Source organism: Kribbella sp. NPDC023855 (genome assembly GCF_040639475.1).
Taxonomy (GTDB): Bacteria; Actinomycetota; Actinomycetes; order Propionibacteriales; family Kribbellaceae; genus Kribbella.
On the sequence record NZ_JBFAAA010000017.1, the window covers coordinates 45,268 to 65,606 of the forward strand.

23 protein-coding genes are annotated in these 20,339 nt (G+C 68.8%); 13 read left to right on the top strand and 10 right to left on the bottom strand.

All coding sequences use genetic code 11. From position 1 onward, the window contains the following. Positions 1-142: 142 nt before the first annotated feature. Positions 143-463 (top strand): hypothetical protein, encoded by a 321-nt coding sequence (locus tag AB0F51_RS36280; protein ID WP_360287737.1) that lies wholly within the window; start codon positions 143-145, stop codon positions 461-463. 65 nt (positions 464-528) lie between these two features. Here the strand turns inward: AB0F51_RS36280 and folE are convergent, their stop codons facing one another. Further along, positions 529-1,194, bottom strand: a complete 666-nt coding sequence (folE, locus tag AB0F51_RS36285) for a GTP cyclohydrolase I FolE (RefSeq protein ID WP_360287739.1) — start codon at positions 1,192-1,194, stop codon at positions 529-531. 84 nt (positions 1,195-1,278) lie between these two features. On the opposite strand from folE, the gene AB0F51_RS36290 reads away from it, so the two are divergent. Then, positions 1,279-1,968 (top strand): helix-turn-helix domain-containing protein, encoded by a 690-nt coding sequence (locus tag AB0F51_RS36290; RefSeq protein WP_360287741.1) that lies wholly within the window; start codon positions 1,279-1,281, stop codon positions 1,966-1,968. 9 nt (positions 1,969-1,977) lie between these two features. Beyond that, on the top strand, positions 1,978-2,469 hold the full coding sequence (ybaK, locus tag AB0F51_RS36295; protein WP_360287743.1) for a Cys-tRNA(Pro) deacylase: 492 nt from the start codon (positions 1,978-1,980) through the stop codon (positions 2,467-2,469). A 5-nt stretch (positions 2,470-2,474) separates the two neighbouring features. Here ybaK and AB0F51_RS36300 read toward each other — a convergent pair whose 3' ends face one another. The 3 genes from AB0F51_RS36300 to AB0F51_RS36310 all read right to left on the bottom strand — a co-directional run bounded on the left by AB0F51_RS36300 (position 2,475) and on the right by AB0F51_RS36310 (position 6,929). Further along, positions 2,475-3,605 (bottom strand): epoxide hydrolase family protein, encoded by a 1,131-nt coding sequence (locus AB0F51_RS36300; protein ID WP_360287745.1) that lies wholly within the window; start codon positions 3,603-3,605, stop codon positions 2,475-2,477. A gap of 91 nt (positions 3,606-3,696) precedes the next feature. Further along, complete coding sequence (locus tag AB0F51_RS36305) at positions 3,697-5,769, bottom strand: phosphocholine-specific phospholipase C (protein WP_360287747.1); 2,073 nt, start codon at positions 5,767-5,769, stop codon at positions 3,697-3,699. A gap of 65 nt (positions 5,770-5,834) precedes the next feature. Next, a complete protein-coding gene (locus tag AB0F51_RS36310) occupies positions 5,835-6,929 on the bottom strand; it encodes a 3-deoxy-7-phosphoheptulonate synthase (protein ID WP_360287748.1) in 1,095 nt (364 codons plus the stop codon). A 267-nt stretch (positions 6,930-7,196) separates the two neighbouring features. Between AB0F51_RS36310 and AB0F51_RS36315 the strand changes: the two genes are divergently transcribed. From AB0F51_RS36315 to AB0F51_RS36325, 3 genes are all read left to right on the top strand, one after another. Beyond that, positions 7,197-7,727 (top strand): GNAT family N-acetyltransferase, encoded by a 531-nt coding sequence (locus tag AB0F51_RS36315; protein WP_360287750.1) that lies wholly within the window; start codon positions 7,197-7,199, stop codon positions 7,725-7,727. Positions 7,728-7,896: 169 nt separating this feature from the next. Then, positions 7,897-8,280, top strand: a complete 384-nt coding sequence (locus tag AB0F51_RS36320) for a hypothetical protein (RefSeq protein WP_360287752.1) — start codon at positions 7,897-7,899, stop codon at positions 8,278-8,280. A 9-nt stretch (positions 8,281-8,289) separates the two neighbouring features. After that, positions 8,290-8,835, top strand: a complete 546-nt coding sequence (locus AB0F51_RS36325; RefSeq protein WP_360287754.1) for a histidine phosphatase family protein — start codon at positions 8,290-8,292, stop codon at positions 8,833-8,835. A gap of 55 nt (positions 8,836-8,890) precedes the next feature. Here AB0F51_RS36325 and AB0F51_RS36330 read toward each other — a convergent pair whose 3' ends face one another. Next, on the bottom strand, positions 8,891-9,853 hold the full coding sequence (locus AB0F51_RS36330) for a MerR family transcriptional regulator (RefSeq protein ID WP_360287756.1): 963 nt from the start codon (positions 9,851-9,853) through the stop codon (positions 8,891-8,893). A 165-nt stretch (positions 9,854-10,018) separates the two neighbouring features. Between AB0F51_RS36330 and AB0F51_RS36335 the strand changes: the two genes are divergently transcribed. From AB0F51_RS36335 to AB0F51_RS36345, 3 genes are all read left to right on the top strand, one after another. Beyond that, positions 10,019-10,300, top strand: a complete 282-nt coding sequence (locus tag AB0F51_RS36335; protein WP_166665744.1) for a WhiB family transcriptional regulator — start codon at positions 10,019-10,021, stop codon at positions 10,298-10,300. A 225-nt stretch (positions 10,301-10,525) separates the two neighbouring features. Further along, positions 10,526-11,290, top strand: a complete 765-nt coding sequence (locus tag AB0F51_RS36340; protein ID WP_360287758.1) for a phytanoyl-CoA dioxygenase family protein — start codon at positions 10,526-10,528, stop codon at positions 11,288-11,290. Between the two features lie 49 nt (positions 11,291-11,339). After that, a complete protein-coding gene (locus AB0F51_RS36345) occupies positions 11,340-12,155 on the top strand; it encodes a TIGR02569 family protein (protein WP_360287760.1) in 816 nt (271 codons plus the stop codon). Positions 12,156-12,166: 11 nt separating this feature from the next. Here AB0F51_RS36345 and AB0F51_RS36350 read toward each other — a convergent pair whose 3' ends face one another. Further along, positions 12,167-12,931 carry a class I SAM-dependent methyltransferase gene (locus AB0F51_RS36350; protein WP_360287762.1) on the bottom strand — a complete coding sequence of 255 codons (765 nt, stop codon included), beginning with the start codon at positions 12,929-12,931 and terminating at the stop codon, positions 12,167-12,169. Between the two features lie 82 nt (positions 12,932-13,013). On the opposite strand from AB0F51_RS36350, the gene AB0F51_RS36355 reads away from it, so the two are divergent. The 4 genes from AB0F51_RS36355 (at position 13,014) to AB0F51_RS36370 (ending at position 17,012) form a co-directional block, all read left to right on the top strand. Beyond that, positions 13,014-13,490, top strand: a complete 477-nt coding sequence (locus AB0F51_RS36355; RefSeq protein WP_360287764.1) for a GNAT family N-acetyltransferase — start codon at positions 13,014-13,016, stop codon at positions 13,488-13,490. Positions 13,491-13,593: 103 nt separating this feature from the next. Further along, the gene (locus AB0F51_RS36360; RefSeq protein ID WP_360287766.1) at positions 13,594-14,100 is read left to right on the top strand and encodes a SigE family RNA polymerase sigma factor; all 507 of its coding nucleotides are present in this window, start codon (positions 13,594-13,596) and stop codon (positions 14,098-14,100) included. 11 nt (positions 14,101-14,111) lie between these two features. Continuing rightward, entirely contained in the window at positions 14,112-15,209 is a 1,098-nt protein-coding gene (locus AB0F51_RS36365) for a hypothetical protein (protein WP_360287768.1), read from the top strand. Positions 15,210-15,281: 72 nt separating this feature from the next. Next, positions 15,282-17,012: a glycoside hydrolase family 9 protein gene (locus tag AB0F51_RS36370; RefSeq protein ID WP_360287770.1), complete on the top strand. Its 1,731-nt coding sequence runs from the start codon at positions 15,282-15,284 to the stop codon at positions 17,010-17,012. Between the two features lie 8 nt (positions 17,013-17,020). Here AB0F51_RS36370 and AB0F51_RS36375 read toward each other — a convergent pair whose 3' ends face one another. The 4 genes from AB0F51_RS36375 to AB0F51_RS36390 are packed head-to-tail and all read right to left on the bottom strand — an operon-like array spanning position 17,021 to position 20,257. Further along, on the bottom strand, positions 17,021-17,410 hold the full coding sequence (locus AB0F51_RS36375; protein WP_360287772.1) for a PLD nuclease N-terminal domain-containing protein: 390 nt from the start codon (positions 17,408-17,410) through the stop codon (positions 17,021-17,023). Between the two features lie 21 nt (positions 17,411-17,431). Then, positions 17,432-18,328 (bottom strand): ABC transporter permease, encoded by an 897-nt coding sequence (locus AB0F51_RS36380; protein ID WP_360287774.1) that lies wholly within the window; start codon positions 18,326-18,328, stop codon positions 17,432-17,434. Further along, positions 18,315-19,130: an ABC transporter ATP-binding protein gene (locus AB0F51_RS36385; protein ID WP_360287776.1), complete on the bottom strand. Its 816-nt coding sequence runs from the start codon at positions 19,128-19,130 to the stop codon at positions 18,315-18,317. Before AB0F51_RS36385 ends, AB0F51_RS36380 begins: the two co-directional genes overlap by 14 nt. Before the next feature lie 50 nt (positions 19,131-19,180). Continuing rightward, a complete protein-coding gene (locus AB0F51_RS36390; RefSeq protein WP_360287778.1) occupies positions 19,181-20,257 on the bottom strand; it encodes an ABC transporter substrate-binding protein in 1,077 nt (358 codons plus the stop codon). Positions 20,258-20,339 lie beyond the last annotated feature (82 nt).

Below are 20,339 nucleotides of genomic sequence, written 5' to 3' on the forward strand. Positions count from 1 at the left end.
TGTGGCGAATGCCCTGAACCACGCCGACTTCCGGGGAAAGGACCATGGCAACTCCCTCAGGCCATCCCAGCAACGAATCCAGCACGGCATCCAGAACTGCGCAGCGGGCCCTCCGCCCGGCCGGGACCGAAGAGGTCCGCCGGTGAAACCCCAGACTTTCGAACTCGTCAGGTACGCCGACATCAGCGGCGTCTCCGGCACCGGAACGGTCGCCGAAGGGTGCGTCTTCACCGACGGCTCGGTGGCCCTGCGCTGGCACGGCCCGAACCCGTCGACAGCGGTCTGGCCCGATCTCGACTCCATCCTCGCCGTCCACGGCCACTGCGGCTCGACCGTCGTTCGCTGGCTCGACGTCTCCGAGATGGAACCGGTCCCCGGCACCGACCTGCTGCCAGGGGAGGTCGCGCACATCCTGGCCACCGGCCGCCACACCCACCACCCACCGGCGGTGGCCACCGCCTGACCCGTACGCCGGTACGCCGCGCCCCGCGTCCTCCAGCCGGCCCGATGCCGGGGGCCGTGGAGAACTCAGTTCGCGGAGATACCGGTGAGCGCGAAGAACTCCTGACGCGAGCCGGGGCTGTCGCGGAGCATGCCGTGCAGCGCTGACGTGACCGTCCGGGAGCCGATCGCGCGGACACCGCGGAGCGACATGCACTGGTGCTCGGCCTCGATCACCACGCCCACACCCTTGGGTGCGAGGTGGTCGCGCAGCCAGTCGGCGACCTGCTTGGTCAGCCGCTCTTGCACCTGCAGGTCACGCGCGAACAGCTCCACGACGCGCGCCAGCTTGGACAGCCCGAGAATGCGTTCGCCCGGCAGATAGCCGACATGCGCGACGCCCTCGAACGGCAGCATGTGGTGCTCGCAGAGTGACTGGACCGGGATGTTCCGGGCCAGCACCAGTTCGTCGTACCCCTCGTCGTTCGGGAACGTCGTCAGCTCGAACTCGCGGGGCGTGAGCATCTCGGCGTACGCGTGGGCCACTCGCCGGGGTGTCTCGGCCAGGTGCGCACTGTGCGGGTCACGCCCGAGCGCCACCAGCAGATCGGCCACTGCCCGCTCGGCGGCGGCAAGGTCGATCTCCGGACGCCCACCGACGACGTGCAACGGCGTCGCCCGTCGGCCCGCCTTCGGCTGCGCGGCCGGCTCGTCGAGCCCGGCCGGATCGAGCTCCGTACGAATCATGGTCATCTGGCGCCTCCACTGATCGAGAACGATCGACCTTAAAAGCCACGTAGGTGTTTCGTCAACGAAAGTTGGAGATAGAATCACCTCGTGGACCAGCCGACGGACGCGAGCATCCAGGCGGTGGCCGCGCTGGACGAACCGACCCGGCGCCGGCTGTACGACCATGTCGTCGCCGAGTCGGCCCCGATCAGCCGCGACGACGCCGCCAGCGCGCTCGGCCTGCCCCGGACCACGGCCGCGTTCCATCTCGACCGGCTCGTCGACGAGGGCCTGCTCACGGTCACCCACGAGCGGCGTACCGGCCGGACCGGACCCGGCGCGGGCCGCCCGGCCAAGCTCTACCAACGCTCGGACCGCGAGATCGGGGTGTCTCTCCCCGAACGCCAGTACGACGTCGCCGGGCAACTCCTCGCGGCCGCGATGGAGGACGCCGAGGCCTCGGGCGGCTCACCCCGCAAAGCACTGGACCGGCGAGCCCGCCAGTACGGCGAATCCGTCGGCCGAACCCATCCCGGCAAGCCGCTCGCCGAGGTGCTGCAGGCGCACGGCTTCGAGCCCCGGCGTAACGGCTCGGCCATCGAGCTGGCCAACTGTCCGTTCAAGGCGCTGGCCAAGAACCACCCCGACCTGGTCTGCACCATGACGCTGCACCTGCTCGGCGGGCTACTCGACGGGCTCGGCGGCACTGGGTTGCAAGCGGTTCTCGAACCGAGACCCGCGCACTGCTGCGTGCGCCTCCTGCCGGACAGCCAGAACGCGCAGGAGCGGACGTCGTAGGGTTCTGGCGTGGCGAAAGGGAAACAGAGCGGACAGGGCACCCCGGCGACGGTCGCATTGACGAAGGCCGGCGTGACGTTCACGACGCACACGTACGAGCACGATCCGGCGGCCAAGTCGTACGGGCTGGAGGCTGCCGAAGCGCTCGGTCTCCTGCCGGAGCAGGTGTTCAAGACGCTACTCGTCGATGTGGACGGGAAGCTGTCGGTGGGCGTCGTACCGGTCGACAAGCAGCTGGATCTGAAGGCGGTCGCCGCCGCGCTGAACGGCAAGAAGGCGACGATGGCGGATCCCGCGGCGGCCGAGCGGATCACCGGGTACGTGGTCGGCGGGATCAGCCCGATCGGCCAGAAGCGGCTGCTGCCCACGGTGGTCGACGAGACCGCCTCGGTCCACGAAACCGTCTATGTCTCCGGCGGCCGCCGGGGTCTCGATCTCGGCCTCTCCCCCGCTGACCTGATCAAACTCACCGCCGCGCGCACTGCCCCGATCGCCCGCTGACCGGCTTACGTCTTCTTCAGGACGGACTTGAAGAAGGCGACCAGATCCTCGGCCAGCAGCTCGGGCTCTTCCCAGGCGGCGAAGTGGCCGCCGCGGGGCATCGCCGTGTAGCGGGTGACGTTGTAGGTGCGCGCCGCCCAGCTCCGCGGTGGCCGGACCAGGTCTTCGGGGAAGACGGCGATCGCGGTCGGCACCGACACCGAGGTCACCCGCTCACGCAGGCCGCGGTGGTACTCGTAGTACGGGCGGAACGAGGTCGAGATGGAGTTCGTGAACCAGTACAGCGAGGCCTGGGTGAGGATGAAGTCGTCGCTGAACCGGGTGCTGACCTCGCCGTCGCAGTCGCTCCACGCGCGGTACTTCTCCAGCAGCCAGGCGAGCAGCCCGGCCGGCGAGTCCGACAGTCCCGCGCTCAGCGTGGCCGGCCGGGTCATCTGCTCGTGTTCGTAGCCGCCCTCCTCGGCGAACCACTCCGCCTCGGCGTCGAGGTACGCCTGCTCCTCCGGGCTCAGTTCGTCCGAATCGACCGAGGCCGGATTCGCGACCGCGAGCAGATGAATGCCGACGACCTCCTCGGGGTACGCCTGGCCGAGCAGTGCGCTGATGCCGGCACCGAGATCACCACCGTGCGCGCCGTACTGGGCGAACCCGAGCTCGTCGCGCATCAACCGGTGCCACAGCTCGTGCGTAGCTGTTGCTGGCGGCAACGAAGGTCGTTGCGGCGAGCAAGGGAACCCCGGCAACGCAGGCACGATCACCGTGAAGGCTTCCTCCACCGGCCGCCCGTACTGCGTGGGCGAGGCGAGCCGTTGCGCCAACTCGGTCAGCTCCAGTACCGAACTCGGCCAGCCGTGCGTCAGGACGAGCGGCAACGCGCCGGGCTGCTCGGCGTCGTACCGGAGATAGTGCACCGGTACGCCGTCGAAGTCCGCGAAGTGGGACGGCAACGCGTTGAGTGCCGCCTCCTGCTTGCGCCAGTCGAATCCGTCGGCCCAGTACGCGACCAGCCGGCGCAACGCGTTGCCATCGGTACCGGCCTCCCATCCGGTATCGGGCCAGCTGGTTGCCCACCGCGTTCGCCGCAGTCGCGACCGCAGGTCCTCCAGTTCGTCCTCGGCAACAGCAACAACATCCACGCGATCCTCCCCACAATCGCCCCGATGGTTGTCACCCTTCCGTAGATTTCGCCGGATCGCCAGAGGTCATGACCAGCCGGTAACCACCGGGTCAGCCGGTCACGCTGGGAGAGCCGTTCTCCAGGTGACCGGTCAGGCGGCGCCGGTACGTCGGGTCCTCGGCGGTGGTGACCTCGACGTCGTACCAGCCGTGGTCGGTCGGCCAGGTGAGCGCCCGGGTCTGCTTGCCGCGGACATCCTGGTTGATCGTCCGGCTGCCGTAGCCGCGCGCCTTCAGCTTCACGCTGAGTGGCTTGGTGCCGGTGTTCTCCAGCTCGACCTTCAGCGAGCCACGGTCTTCGCGGATCCGTACGTCGAGGCCCGCCGCGATCCCCTCGACCGAGCCGGCCAGCTCGACCCAGAACCGGTTCGGGCCCTGCACCGCGAGCTCGTACGGACCACTGACCGGCACCTCCTGGGCGAGCTCCCCCTTGACGTCGAGATGCGCCGGCGCGGGCAGCTCCCCGCCGTACGGGTAGACCGCGAAGTGCGCCGCCTCGGGCGCGTTGTTGCCGAGTCGCAGTTTCAGCTTGCCTTTGGCAACGAAGCCGGAAACCGACGGCTGGTAAGGCAACGCGCGAGCCGGGCGGCGGCCGGGTTCCTGGCCGGGCAGCGTTTGGGTTGCCGGTGGCACCGGCTTCCACCGGGTGATCGGCGCGGGGACCGAGCCGGGCGCGTCGACCGACGGCTGGCGATGCGGCCGCTTGAAGTCGAAGGCCGAGGTGAGGTCACCGCAGGCCGTCCGGCGCCAGGAGCTGATGTTCGGTTCCTTGATACCGGTCCAGCGCTCGAGGAACTGGAGGACCGAGGTGTGGTCGGACACCTGCGAGTTGACGTGCCCACCGACCGACCACGGCGAGACCACGGTCATCGGAACCCGCGGTCCGAGACCGATCGGGCGGCCGGCGTACCAGTCGTCCCCGTCACCGGAGTCAGTACGCGGCGCGACCGGCGGCGGGACGTGGTCGAAGTACCCGTCGTTCTCGTCGAAGTTGATCAGCAGCACGGTCTTCGACCAGGTCTCCGGGTCCGAGGCGATCGCGTCGAGCAGGTCGTAGACGAGGTTCGCGCTGCCGACCGGCGTCGAGGTGCTCGGATGCTCGGAGTCGACCGCCGACGGGACGAGCCAGCTCACCGCGGGCAGCTTGCCGGCCTCGATGTCGGCGCGGACACGCGGGATCAGCGACTCGGGCTCGCTGCGGTACATCGCCTGGTAGAAGAGCTTCTGGTCGGCGGCGGGCTGCTTCGCGACCGCCTCGTCGAGCAGTTTGAGCGCGGCCGTCCGCTCGGCCGGCGTCTTCTCGAAGAGCTTGTCGTAGAACTCCTCGGTGGTGCGGTAGCCCGGCACGGACGCGAGGATCCGGCGACCGAGTTCCTTGAAGGTCTTGAAGTACTCGACGGCGTTGTCGGTGAAGTTGTCCCACTCCTGGTAGATCTGCCACGACACCCCCGCCGCTTCCAGCCGCTCGGGGTACGCCGTCCAGTCGTAGCCCTGGTGGTCGTAGGAGTACGCCGCGTTGGTGACCGCGCGTTGCGTCGTACCGGGCTCGTAGCCGGTCGTACCGGACCACAGGTAGTTCCGGTTCGGGTTGGTCGAGCCGTTCACCGAGCAGTGGTAGGCGTCGAGGATGGTAAAGGTCTCGGCCAGTTCGTACTGCAACGGGATGTCGCGACGGTCGTAGTACGTCATCGTCGCGGCGGTCTTGGCCTGCACCCAGTCGTCGTTCCAGCCGTTGTTCCAGGCCTGGGTCGCGTCGGTGAAGCCGTGCGCGAGAGCGCCGAGGTACTGGATGTCGTCCGGGGCGCGACCGGCGTCGGCGGCCGCCTTGCGCAGCGAGAACGGCAGCACCTCGCCGCCACCGGCGACCGGCTGGTGGAACACCGACTTGCCGTTGCGCAGCCGCAGCGGCAGGCGGTCGCCGTACCCGCGGACTCCGCGCAGCATGCCGAAGTAGTGGTCGAAGGAGCGGTTCTCCTGCATCAGCACGATCACGTGCTCGATCGCGTCGAGTCCACCGGGCCGGATCGGTTGCGCCATCGCCGCGTGCAGCGACGGTGGGAGCAGCGACAAAGCTGCCCCACCGGCTGCGGAACCAAGAACCAGGCGGCGGGAAATGTCAGTCATGCCCCGGACAGTAGGTCAGGACCAGGTGCCTGCGGGATGCCTCACGACCGACATTCTCCTGAAGTTCACGCGCCCGTACGACGCTTGATCACGGCGTCGCGCAACCCCTCCAGCACGCCCACCGTGGTGTCCCAGCCCAGGCACGCGTCGGTGATCGACTGTCCGTAGGTGAGCGGCTGCGTCGGGTCGAGGTTCTGCCGGCCCTCGACCAGGAACGACTCCAGCATCACGCCGACGATCGCCTTGTTGCCATCGGCCACTTGCTGCCCGATCTCCGCCGCGACGGCGGGCTGGCGGTGGTGGTCCTTGCGGCTGTTGCCGTGGCTCGCGTCGATGACGACTCGCTCGGGCAGGCCGGCCTTGCTCAGCAGCTCGGTGGCACCTGCGACCGACTCGGCGTCGTAGTTGGGTCCGGCGTCGGAGCCGCGCAGTACGAGATGGCAGTCGGGGTTGCCCCGGGTGTGCAGGATCGCGGGGGCACCGTCGTGGGCGATACCGGTGAAGACGTGCGGGACGGCCGCCGCCTTGATCGCGTCGACCGCGGTCGCGATGCTGCCGTCGGGACGGTTCTTCATGCCGATCGGCATCGACAGACCGGACGAGAGCTGCCGGTGCACCTGGCTCTCGACGGTCCGCGCGCCGATCGCGCCCCACCCGACCGTGTCGGCGATGTACTGCGGGGTGATCGGGTCGAGGAACTCACACCCGACCGGCAACCCCTTGGCCAGTACTTCGAGGAGCAGCGCGCGGGCGGTCCGCAGGCCGGTGTTGACGTCGCCGGAGCCGTCGAGACCCGGGTCGTTGATGAGGCCCTTCCACCCGAGGGTCGAGCGTGGCTTCTCGAAGTACACGCGCATCACCACGAGCAGACCGTCGGAGAGTCGCTCGGCGACCGGGCGGAGGCGTTCGGCGTACTCGAGGGCCGCCTGGGCGTCGTGCACCGAACACGGGCCGACGACAACGAGCAGCCGGTCGTCGATGCCGTTGAGGACATCCGTGACGGCCTGCCGCCCGGCGACGACCGTCTCGGCGAGCTCGGCGCTCAGCGGCAGTTCCTCGTGCAGGGCGAGCGGGGTGATCAGCGGGACGGTCTTCTCGATCCGTCGATCGACGACCGCGCCTTGCGGAATCTGGCGGACCTGCTGCGGGAGGGTGTTCATGGGGGGACCTTTCCGCCGGTACTCCGCGGTGGACCCGAGGACAGCGCCGGCTGGGAACGAGAAAAGGCAAGGACGAGTGTCCTTGCCTCGAGAGCCGGCTGAAGTTCTTGGTCAGGCGTCAGCGATCAGCTGAGCTACCCGGCACGACAGCCGGCCACTCAAAAAATCGCCAATAGCAACGCTTCACGTCGCCGACGATATCACCCACCGCAACCATCCCCCGAAATCGCCTCGCCTTTCCGCTCCCCCCCATGGTTGCCTCTGGCCATGACCACGATCCGCTTCACCACGGCCGACGACCTGGGCCGGCTGCAATCGATCGAAGTGGCGGCCGGGGCGTTGTTCCGCGAGATCGGCATGACCGACGTCGCCGGGCATCCGCCGCCTTCGATCGAGACGCTCGAGCGCTACCGGCAGGCCGGGCTGGCCTGGACCGCCGCCGGGCCGGACGACCAGGCGATCGGCTACGCGCTCGTCGACCTGGTGGACGGCGCCGCGCATCTCGAGCAGGTCAGCGTCCATCCCGACCACGGCCGCCGTGGCGTCGGCCGGCTGCTGATCGACGAGGTCGACCGCTGGGCCGCCGTACAGGGACTGCCCGCCCTCACCCTCAGCACCTTCCGCACCGTCCCCTGGAACGCCCCGTACTACGCACGCCTGGGCTTCCGTGAGTTGGCGGCCGGCGAGCTCACTCCGGGGTTGGTCGAGGTTCAGCGGCACGAGGCCGCCCTGGGGCTCGATCCCGCTGAGCGGGTGTTCATGCGCCGGGAGATCGAGACGGGGCGTGTCAGTGGGTGAGACCCGGATTTTCTGCGGTGTAACCGGGGGTGGTCGTGGGTCGTTGAGGGTCGCAACAGGTTGAGGGCTTCACTGAGGAACTTCTAAGGAGTGCGAGCACGGTGGCAGGTCCGCTCGGGGGTCAGGGGTTGCTGGTGCCGTCTGGTTGTCGGCCTGCCGGGGCTCGGCGGTGAGGCCGCGGACCTTCGAACTGGTCCGCTTCCGCGATCTCAGCGGGGTCTCCGGCACCGGGGTGGTCGCCGAAGGGTGCGTGTTCACCGACGGGTCGGTGGCGCTGCGCTGGCGGGGCAACAACCCGGCGACGGCGGTCTGGCCCGACCTGGAGTCGGTGCTCGCCGTCCACGGCCACCAGGGCGCGACGGAGGTTCGCTGGCTCGAGGTCTCCTCGGACGGCACCTGGACCGAGTCCGCTGCCGAGGCCCGGCCTGAGTTCGACCTCGAACAGTTCTTCGGCGAGCAGCACAACGTGCGGCCGCCGAGCTCGCTCACCGACCCTTCCGCGCTCCCGCCCAGCCGCACCAGAGGCTGGGCCGGGGCGCGCCATCTCCGGTAGAACATCCTCGTGACCCAGATCTACCTGGTTCGGCACGGTCAGCCGGACTACGCGCCGGTGGATAGCCGTGGCTGGCCCGGTATGGCCGCTGACGCCGCTCCGCTGACTCCAGAGGGGGCCAAGCAGGCCGAGGCGGTTGCGGACCTCCTGAGTGGCATCGGTGCCACATACCTGGTCAGCTCGCCCTTCACCCGCGCCCTGCACAGTGCCGCCATCATCGGCCACCGGCTGGCCCTCGGCGTACGGGTCGACTACGACCTGCGCGACTGGCTCCCCGACAGCACGGGCTTGTGGCGCGGGGTGGCCGACGTACGGGCTGCGCAGGCGGAGCTGGACGAGTACGGCGGCGAGTGGCCCGAGGGGATCGTGCGGAAGTGGGAGCCGCTGTCCGCAGTACGGGCTCGGGCGCGGGCGGCGCTGGCGCGGCACACGGCCAGCACCGACGGCCCGGTGCTGGCGATCACGCACGAGATGGTCATCCGGGCACTGACGGGCGAACGCGACACAGCCCACGGCAGCCACCGGTACTTCCGCTACGACCCCGCCGACGACTAGCGGCCGCCGGCCGAGCCTAGGGAGCCGGCCGCCGAGGCTGGTGCCGGCGCCGAGGCTAGAGCCGGGTTGCTGAGACCAGGGCGCTTACGGCGTCCGCCAGGGAGTTCACCCAGCCGTCCGGCTCCCCCAGCGCCTTCCAGCCCGGTCCACCGACCACGAGCCGGTACGACGGCCTGGTGCGCGCGAGGCTGCGCACAGCCTCCAGGTCCGCGGTTGCGGGCGCGCTGGACCAGACGAAGACCGCAGCCGGCCGGATCTGGCGTACGGCGCTCGACAGCGCCTCCACCGGCGTGGCAGCCCCCAACGTGCGCACCCGCACCCGGCGCTCGGCCAGCGCCGCCGCCACGGCCAGCAGCGGCAGCGCATGGTCCTCCCGCTCAAGGCAGGCCAGTACTACGGGTCGCGCCGACTCGTCCGGCTTGAACCGGTCCAGTGCGCGGCGGGTGTGGTACCTGAGTCCGCCCGCCACCGCATCGGACGCAAGGTGCTCGACCTCGACACACGCTTTGGTCTGCTCCCACTGCTCGCCCACCTTGACCAGCAGCGGCATCAACCGGTTGGTCCACGCCTCGACGGCGCCCGACCTGTCCAGGCTGCGGGCGATCTCGTGAGTGAGCCGCTCGGCGTCCATGGCGTTCGCGAGCTCGAACAGGTCAGCCAGCTTCCCGGGCTCGGGGGCGCGAGACCGCGCGGACCGGCGTACCGGCTTCAGCAGCAGTTCACCGCCCGGCCGGGGGCCGTCGGCAACAGAAGTGGCGGATGTCACAGTGGGTGATTGAGCAGAGTAGATCTGGTCACGAACCGACGCCGCCGCTTCCGCCGTCGGCATGCCCTGCTCGACCATCCGCAGCATCGTCCGGAGCCGGACCAGATCCTCCGGGCTGTAGCGCCGATGACCGCCTACTGACCGTGCGCTCGGGCTCAATCCGTACCTACGCTCCCAGCTCCGCAGGGTCGGGGCGGCGATGCCGAGCCGGCGTGCGGCGGCCCCGACGGTGAGAGTTTCCGACTCGGTCATGCTGTCCAATTCCCGCTCTGCGACGACCGGAATCGCCACGTCCCGATAACAACTCGACGGACTTTCGAGACAACAAGGGTTGAACTGCGCATGAGTTGAGCATAGTTTTCACCGAGCGCCCGTCCGCGCTCACGGTGAGTCAAGGAGGTTGCCATGTCGAGAGGGATGCCTCGCCTACCCCGCCCGCTCATGGATCTGTGGGACTGGCAGTCGCAAGCCGCTTGCCGCGACGTCAACCCGGAGCTGTTCTTCTCCCCCGAATCGGAGCGTGGCGTTCGCAAACGCGCTCGCGAGATGGTGGCCAAGTCGCTCTGCGGTACCTGTCCGGTCCAGCCCGAATGCCGCCAGCACGCCCTCTCCGTCGGAGAGCCCTACGGCGTCTGGGGTGGGACCACGGAATCCGAACGGGACAACGTCGTCCTCGCCGAACACAGGAAGTCCGCCTGACGGCCGCCGGCAACTGAACCACCTCGACCCACCCGGGTCCGGCCTCGCGCCGGACCCGGTCCCCGATCTCCAGCGGCCTCACCCGCCCACAGATCGGCACAAGCCCGGCAGAGCCGCGGTTGGTTACCTGGCATCGATTGCAGCTCCCGCACTCAGCTCGTGACGCCTGCTCCGCTGCGGAGAAATCTGGTGGCGGCGGGGAAGTCGCGAGGTGAGCATGGGTAGATGCTCAGCGACGGCCAGCTGGAAGAGATCACCCGCGACGGGATCGTGCGGCTTCCGGGTGCGTTCACGGCCGGCGACGCGGCGCGGATGCGAGACGTGCTCTGGCGCGAGTTGACCGAGTTGCACGGGATGCGGCCAGACGATCGCAGTACCTGGACGCCTGTGCGCCCGACCAGACTGGCGGCCACCAAGAAGCATCCAGCTGCCGACGCGATCCTCGGCCCGCCACTCCGAGCCGCACTCAACCAACTTCTCGGACCGGCAGGCTGGGTCGAGCCGCCGCACCAAGGCCAGGTCCTGGTCACCATGCCGACCGGCGAAGACTGGGTAGTGCCGCACCGGCAATGGCATACGGATGTCGGTTTCGACGTACCGCAGGACGAGCCAGGTGGCGTCAAGATCTGGGCCCTCCTGACCGATCTCGAACCCGGCGGCGGCGGTACGCCGCAGGTCGCCGGCTCGCACCGGGTGATCGCCCGCTATCTGAGCACCACCGAAGAGCGGGACTTCACCACGGTCCGCGATGGCGTCCTGGCATCCCATCCGTGGTTCGTCGACCTGACTAGCGAGCACAGAACCGCTGACGCCGACTTCATGACCGAAGCCGACCTGGACGGCATCCCGGTCCGAGTAGTCGAACTCACCGGCCACGCCGGCGACGTCTACCTAACCCACCCCTGGATACTCCACTCCATCGCCCCCAACGCCCGCCCCACCCCCCGCATGATGCGCAGCCGCATGATCTGGCGGACGGGAAGCCAGTAGAACCGGAAATGCGTGGCGGAAGTTCTGATTGTTGGCTCAGGATCTGACTGTGGATACGCCCTCGACGCCTTCGGCCGCTGTGATCGAAGGGTTTGCGATTACTGACGAGCCCGTCCTCCTCGGCGGCGGTCGGGGCGGCACCTGGCGAGCCGGCGGGGTGATCCTCAAGCCGGTCGACTTTGCCGCCGAGACCAACTGGCGAGCGGACGTGCTCGATGTCCTCCCCGCCTCAGAGCATTTCCGGATCGCCCGCTCGGTCCGCACCGTCGACGGGATGTGGATCGCCGACGGGTGGGAAGCCAGTCAAGTGGTCGACGGAGCCACCGACGTCAGCAGGCAAGACGACGTACTGCGAGCCGGGATCGAATTCCACCGAGCCATCGCATCCGTCCCACGCCCTGATTTCCTGGACACTCGCCAGGACCCGTGGTCCACCGGAGACCGCGTCGCCTGGGAGGAGATCCCCTTCCGGCTCGCCCCCGCCGCCGACCCGTTGACCAAACCCTTGAGCCAAACCCTTCGTCCTGTCGACCTCCCCTCACAGGCGGTCCACGGCGACCTCCCAGGAAACGTCCTCTTCGCTCCGGGTCTGCCACCGGCGATCATCGACTGGCCCGTCTACTGGCGCCCTCCGACCTGGGCCCTGGCAATCGCAGTCGTCGACGCTCTGTGCTGGTACGACGCCACGCCTGGCCTCGCGGAGCGCTGGGCGCACCTGCCGGCCTGGGGCCAGATGCTGATCCGCGCCCTGATCTACCGGATCGCCACTGACGAAGCAGCTTCCGGTCCATCGTGCTGGACCACATCCCGACTCAACGCCTACCAGCCGGCGGTCGACCTCGCAGTCACGATCGCCGACCAGTAGCGGGTAGCGCGCTACGGGTGGCGGCGGGCGAGGTGGGCGTGGACCTGGGCGTTGAGTTCCACGGTCGCGGGGAGGACCTGGAGGATTCGGCCGAACACCTGGTCTCGGTCCGCAGGCTGCAACATCACGTACGCCGACACCGTCGACAGTTGTCCGACATAGTCCTGAGCGCTCATCGTCAAGCGCCGTTCGATCACCGCCTGCCGCACATCGGTGAACCACTCGGACTGCTGGAGTTCTGTGCCGGGCCATTCCATCGGGCGATCCGCGGGCGGCGTACTGTCAGGCGATGGGACGCCGTCGTCCTCCAGGTACGGCGCACGTGCCGCGCGCACGGCCTGCTTGAGGTCCGGGTCAGCCAACTGGATCGGTACGCCGAACGAGGCGAACACCCCACCCGGCCGGACCAGCGCGGCCATCCGGGCCCACCGGCCTTCAGGGTTGGTCCAATGGAGCGCGGCAGCCGAATACACCAGCTCGTACGACGTATCCAGCGGCAAGTCCTCGAAGGCGGCCTGCACGGCGGTGACGTTGGTCGGCACGTGTTTGCGCAGCTCCGCAAGCATGTCCGCATCCGGCTCGGTCGCCGTGACCGCGATCCCGGCCTCCGCAAACAGACGCGTCGCCTTACCTGTCCCAGCACCGATCTCGAGAGCGGTCCGGATCGGCCCACCGGCGTACGCCATCACCAGCTCGAGAAGTTCCCCCGGATACCCAGGCCGGAACCGCTCGTACGCCTCCGCCACCACCCCAAAACTCAACGCCCGCACAACCATCCCAGCATCCTGGCACGCCTCCACAACCCCGCGCCTGCCAATTTCGATGGCTGCCCCCAGCGGGATGACACACAATCAGCCCATGAGAGCCACTCTGACCCGGTCGGCGGACCAGGTGAGCGCCGCAGCCCTGATCTGGGCCGAAACCACCGCCGCCCGAGACGGCGAAAGCGTCGTACCGACCCTCGACGAGGCCCGGCCCGTCATCCAGGCGGTCATCGACAGCTCACCCCGATCCTTCCTGCTGATGGCCACCGATCCAGCCGGTACGGCGCTCGGTTTCGCCGCCGTCGAGCCAACCCAGCAGCCGTCCGTCGCCGAACTGCGCTATCTCGGCGTCCGCCCACGGGCGTGGGGACGCGGAGTGGCGCAGTTGCTGCTGAACGAGCTGGCGCAGCAAGCGAAACCCCTTGAGTTCCAGACTCTTCAACTGTCTGTGTACGCCGACAACCTGCGCGCCGTCGCACTGTACGAGCGGCTGGGCTGGAAGCCCGACGGCGATCCGACGCCCCATCCGCGCCACGGCCGCCTCGAACAGCGCTACCTCTTCACCCGGTGATCCGTTCGGCCAACCAGTTGTCTCGCCAGAAATCTGTTGAGGGGGTGCAGCGTAAAGGCGTGGGCCTTCCGTCTTGAGGGGGACATGGAGAGTGGAGGCGCGGATGGCTGAGCGGGACAAAGCGTTCGTCGAGTTCGTCGAGGCGGCGACACCGTCGCTGCGGCGGACGGCGTACCTGATCGGCGGTGACCGGCACAGAGCCGACGACGTCGTCCAGGAGACGCTTTACAAGGTGTATCTCGCCTGGCCGAAGGTGCAACGGGCCGGCAACCCGTTCGCCTACGCCCGCAGGATGCTGGTCAACGTCGCGTACGACGGTGGCCGGCGACCCTGGCGGCGGGAGGTCACCATCGCCGAGGTCCCGGAGCACGACGGTCACACCGGCGACTTCGCGACCGGGCACGCTGAGCGTGACGAAGTGCTCGAAGCGCTGCGAGCACTGGGACCACGGCAGCGAGCCTGCATCGTCCTCCGGTACTACGAGGACCTCTCGGTCGAGCAGACCGCGGAGATTCTCGGCTGCACGGAGGGCACGGTGAGAAGTCAGGCCTCCCGCGGTCTCGAGGCTCTCCGCAAGGCCATCGATCGGCGACGGAGTCCGGCGCTGTGAAGGAGAACGACATGGAAGACACCCGCGAGGTCAGCGCCGAACTACGCCGCCTGGCCGACGCCGCACCACTGGATCAGTTCGACACCGTAACGGTGCTCACCCGAGGCCGCCGCGGCCTCCGCCGGCGCCGCATCCTGGGCGCGGGCGGTGCCGTCGCCGGCGTCGCGGCGGCAGCCCTCGCTGTCACCTTCATCCCCAACCTCACCGCCGCCACCAGTGAGCAGCCCGGCGTGGCCGGTACCGAAACCGAGAACTCTCAGTTCAGCCCGGTCCCCGGCGTCCCCCGCGGCGAGGACGGCGCCGGCCAGCAGATCACCAAGGAGGAGGCCGAACGCCGCTGCGCGCTGCGGTACGGCGGTACGAAGTACCCGCTGGAGCAATACACCGGCGACTCGGCCGGCTTCCGGTCCGTGAGCGCTCACGGGTACGACGGGCGGAAGAGTTCCGAGCTCCCAGGCCGCTTTGGTTGCCTGATCCCGGGCGGGGACAAACCGTCGGCCGCACTGGTCGCTGCCGCGACAGCGGATCCGGACCCGAAGACCGCGGCCGGCCAGCTTCGCAATTGCTCTGTGAAGGCGTGGGTCGACATGACCAAGTGGCACATCCAGGTCTCCGACCGGCTGGATCAGCGTGCCGAGGGAATGTTCCCGCCCTTCAGAGCAACACTGCTGATCGCGACCTCGCCGTCGGGCAAGACAGCGATCATCTGCCAGCCGCGCGGGGGCGAGCGCATGGAAGGCAAAGCTTACGGCTGGGGCGTCACCGCCGTGCGTCTCGACCGGCCCGCACCGGACGACCCGCGGGTCCCGTGGCCTGACGGGACCCGCGCCCAGGAGATCGGCGCGATGTTTCTGCAGAGTTCGGACTGCAACGACACCGGCAAGGTCTGTGCCCGGTCGCTGCCCATCGGCTGGGGGCGGGCACCGGCGGACACCGCCAAGGTCGTCGTCCAGGTCGGCTCCGGCCCGAAGTACGAGGCGCCGTTCAAGGACGGCTGGTTCGTCTTCACCCCACTCGACAAAACCTCCCACGCCAGCAGCGACAGGATGACGGTCAGGGCGTACGACAAGAACGGAAAGCTCCTCAGCAAGCTCTACCCCGAGAAGTAACCCCACCGTGGCCAAAGGCGGTTGCCTCAAGCAACCGCCTTTGGCAACGATCCGGCTGGCTAGCATGGGTGGATGGGTTGGCCGGTGTGGGCGTTGGGGGATGTGCTGGCTGGGCGGCCTGCTGTGCGGGTTAATCAGTGTGGGTATCAGCCTGGCCGGCCGATGGCGGCGACCGTTGTTCATCCCGCGGAACAGCCGTTGGCGTTCGTACTGCGAAACGGCGGCGGGCAGGTGGTTTTCGAAGGGTGGTCCGATCCGTGGCCGGTCCGGCCGGAGCCTACCTCGGGGCAGTCGGTTCACGTCCTCGACTTCTCGGCGACGCGTCACCGCGGTGATGCCTTCCGGCTCGAAGTCGGCGGGATGCAGAGCCACCCCTTCCGGATCGGCAACGTGCCGTATCGGCAACTCGGTGCCGATGCGTTGCGGGTGCTGACACTCTTACGGTCCGGGACGCCCGTGGCCGACCCCGTCTATGGCCGGCCCGCTGGACACCTCGGTGTGCTCCCCAATCGCGGCGACATCGCGGTACCGGCATGGACAGGGCCGGAGGCTGAGCGGCTCTATCCGGGTTGGCGCTGCGAGGGTCGGTTCGACGTCTCCGGCGGCTGGTACGACGCCGGCGACTACGGCAAGTACGTGACGAGCGGCGCCATCGCGTTGTGGCAGCTGTTGAGGACCCTCGACCTCCTAGCCGCGCTCGAGGTTGACGACCCCACTCTCCAGGCAGGGCTGCTGGACGAGTGCCGCTGGCAGCTGGACTGGGTACTGCGCATGCAGGTGCCGTCCCCGGATCCGCTGGCCGGGATGGCGTTTCACCGTGTCCACGGGACGGAGTGGTCGCCACTCCCCGGCTGGGCACACGAAGACCCCACCGAGCGCGTCCTCCACCGACCTTCGACCAGCGCGACTCTGCATCTGGCTGCGACAGCGGCGCAGGGCGCTCGACTGTTCCGTGCCACGGACTCCGCCTACGCCGACCGATTGCTGACCGCAGCTCGCCGTGCTCACGTCGCGGCGCACGAGCATCCCGAGCTGTTCGCACCCGATGACCATGCCAAGTTCGGCGGCGGTCCGTACGGCGACTCGGAGCACGGGGACGACTTCTACTGGGCTGCCGTCCAACTGTGGCTGGCCACCGGAGATTCGCAGTACCGCGAGGAGGTGCTGAACTCGCCCTGGCACCTGACCACGATCCACTTCGACGGTTTCGACTACGACCGCGTCGCCGTACCAGCCCAACTCGATCTGGCTCTCCTTGGCCAAGCCCTGCCAGGTCACGACCAAGTGGCGAGCAACGTCGTCGAGGCGGCGGACGGACTGCTCGACCTGCAGGCCCGACAACCGTGGGGCAACCCGTATGCCCCATCGGACGGCTGGGCCTGGGGATCGAACGGCCGGCTGCTCAACAACCTCGTCGTACTGGTGGCGGCAGACCTGCTGACCGGGGAGCGTCGCTTCGCCGATGGTGTCAGCACCGGGATGGACTACCTGTTCGGCCGCAACGCGCTCGGTCAGAGCTACGTCACCGGCTACGGAATCGACGACACACGCCACCAGCGGACCCGCCAGTTCGGCCACGACCTCGACCCGGCGTTTCCTCCACCACCTCCGGGCGCACTAGCAGGCGGCGCCAACTCGCAGCCGAGCCCCGACTTCCCGTACGACGCCCGTCTGCTTGGCCAACCACCCCAGTGCTGCTACCTAGACGAGCCGACCTCCGAGGTCACGAACGACATCTGCATCCGCTGGAACACCCCACTGGTCCACATCGCCACCTACCTCGCCCACACCCAGCCCGACTGAACAGGCTGTCAAGGCTTGTCTTCGGGCTCGGTGTCGGCTGGTTCGGGCGTGTCTTCGTCCTTGGGCGGGTCGGTGGGCTTCTCCGGCTCCGGGGGCTTGGCCGTGGTTCTGGGGTCGCGGTAGCGGTCCAGGGACGCCAGGAAGTCCGGGTCGTCGTCCGGGGCGACCGGGCGGCCCGTCGGCTTGGTTTTGGGGACGGCGGCTCGCTCGCGGCGTACGGCGTGGGTGCGGGACATCAGGAGCCAGACGATCGGGCCGGCGAAGGGCACGAAGACGATCAGGACGATCCAGACCAGCTTGGGCAGGTAAGGGACGTCTTCATCGCGTGTCTGGATGCAGGAGAAGAGCGCATACACGCTCAGCACCAGGCTGATCAGGAACGGCAGAAATCGGACCACACCCCAACAGTACGGCGCCCGTCAGGTCGCGCGGGTCAGCCCGCGCGCCCGCAGGACGGTGTTCTCCAGTGGACGGAAGACCAAGAGTTCGATTCCGACGCCCACGACGAAGATCAGCAGGACGCCCGCGAAGACCATCGAGATGTCGGACAGGGACATCCCGTTGTGCAGGTACTGACCGAGGCCCTCGCCCAGATCCGGGGAGGTCGCGATCAGCTCCGCGGCCATCAGTGAGCGCCAGGAGAACGCCCAGCCCTGCTTCAGCCCACCCAGGAACCCAGGCAGCGCCGCCGGCAGCAGGATGTACCGGATGCCGCCTATCCGCCCAGCGCCCAGAGCCTTGCCGACCCGCGGCAGGATCGGCGGGACCTGGTCCAGACCGGACACCAGCCCGTTCGCGATCGACGGTACTGCGCCCAGCAGCACCACCCAGTAGATCGCCCGGTCGTTCAGCCCGAACCACAGGATCGCGGCCGGCACCCAAGCGACGGACGGCAGGCTCTGCAACCCGGACACGAGCGGCCCGATCCCCCGCCGGACCACCGTGATGTGCGCGATCGCCAGTCCGAGCGGTACGGCGATCAGCAGCGAGATCGCGAACCCGATCACCGCCCGATGCACCGAGGTCCAGAACAACTCGATGATCTTGCCGGTGGTGACGAGCTGCCAGATCTGCGCCCAGACGTCCACCGGCGCCGGCAGCTTGAACTCGGGCCAGAACGCCGCGGCCCACAGCGCCTGCCAGATCGCCACCAGCAACACCAGAGCCACCACCGGCGGCAGCGCCTTGCTCAGAAAGCGCCGCCCGAACCCGGCCTCGGGTGCGTTGACCGGGGTGTCGAGTGCGTCCAGACCGGCCTCGACCGACCCGGACTCGTCGGCGACGCGATCCCGTACGCCGGTATCAGGCTGCGGCATGACTGCTGATCACCTTCCGCAACGCGGCGTTGATCTCGTCGACGGCCCCGGCCTCCCCGGCACCGGACAGCCCGTCGACGTCCCACTGCTCCACAACCCGGCCAGGCCGTGACGACAGCAGTACTACGCGCTGCCCGAGCCGCACCGCCTCGCGGACATCGTGCGTGACGAACAGGATCGCAGTACCGGTGGCTCGCCAGATCCGCAGCAGCTCGCCCTGCATCACGTCTCGCGTGATGGCGTCCAGCGCGGAGAACGGCTCGTCCATGAGCAGCAGCGACGGCTTGCCTGCGCCTGAGCCGGTGTTGTCGGTCGTAGACGCCAGCGCCCGCGCCAGGGCGACCCGCTGGCGCATACCGCCGGACAGCTCGTGCGGACGCTTGTCGCCGAGACCGCCCAGCCGTACGAGCTCCAGCAGCTCAGCAGCCTTGGCACGACGCGCAGCCTTCGGTACTCCGGCCATCCGCAGCGGCAGCTCTACGTTGCCCGCGGCGGTGAGCCACGGCATCAGCGCAGCCTCCTGGAACACCACAGCGGGCCGGGACGAGCTCAGCTCGATCCGCCCGGTGGTCGGCTTGTCGAGCCCGGCCACCAGGTTCAGCAGCGTCGTCTTGCCGCAGCCGGACGCACCGAGCAGGCAGACGAACTCACCGACCCCGACCTCCAGGTCGACCTGCTCCAGCGCCACGACGGACTTGCGCCCGTGCCCGAACGCCTTGCCGACCTGGTGGAACCGCACCGGCCGTACGGCGGTGTCGGTGGTGCTGTGAATCGTCTCGCGGGCTTCGACTGTCGCAGTCATCGTCTGCCTCCTCGTTGCGGAACCGGCGTACCTGTAGGCACTTCGGGGCGCTACTTCGTGTCGAGCCCGGCCGCGTCAACGGCGGGCTTTCCGGCCTTGCTCAGTACTTCGTTCAGCGGGCCGAGGTCGGCGAAACCGGACACGCTCGGCGCCTCCTTGGCGATCCCCGCGGTGACCTGGTCCTTGGCCAGCTGCGGGAAGTCGGCCGCGATCGGATCGGCGGTGATCTCGATCTTGCTGAAGGCCCGGTCGATCACGGCCGGTTTCAGCGCCTTGCCGGTCAGGTCGAGCAGTTGCTTGTTCACTTCGGTCTTGGTGGCCGCCTTGTCGGCGTTGCTGACCTCGATCGCCGCGACCAGACCGGTGAGCAGCTGCTTCACCGACTCCGGGTGCTCCCGCAGGAACTGCGTCCGGACGATCAGCACAGTGGTCGGGAACTTGCCGTTCGGCCACAACGAGGCCTCGTCCAGCAGCACCTTCGCGCCCGCGTCGAGGACCAGCCGTGACGACCAGGGCTCGGGCAGCCAGGCGGCGTCCACTTCGCCCTTCTTGAACGCGTCCAGGGTCTGCGCGTTCTCCAGGTTGGTCACCTTGACCTTGTCGGTCAGCTTCTGCTCGGCCAGCCACTTCTTCAGCGACACGTCCTGGGTGTTGCCCAGCTGCGGAGTGACGACGGTCTTGCCCGCCAGGTCCTCCGGCTTGGTGATGCCCGGCTTGACGACCAGTTGCGCGCCGCCGGACGTCGTACCGGCGATCAACCGGACGGCCTCACCGTTGGACTTCGCGTAGGCGTTGATCGCTGGGCCGGAGCCGATGAACGACGCGTCCAGGGAGCCGCCGAGCAGCGCGCCGACCGCCTCCGGGCCGGCGTTGAACTTGGTCGGGACCAGTTTGGTGTTGCCCAGCTCCTTGCTGAACAGCCCCTTGCCGAGGCCGACCAGGGCGGCCGCGTGGGTGACGTTCGGGAAGTACCCGAGCCGCAGCTCGGTGGCGGGGCCCTTGTCGGACGCGGCGGCCGCGGTGTCGCCGCGGTCAGCACGCGTGCACCCGGCAACGGCGGCGAGGAGGGACAGGACGGCGGCCGAGGCGGCCAGGACACGGGCAGGACGGAAGCTCGTGATGCTCACAGGGTTGACCTTCGAAGGGTGCGGGCGACCGTGGTCGCGGGCGGGATCAGAGCAGGCTGGAGAGAAAGAGCTCAGGCAGCAG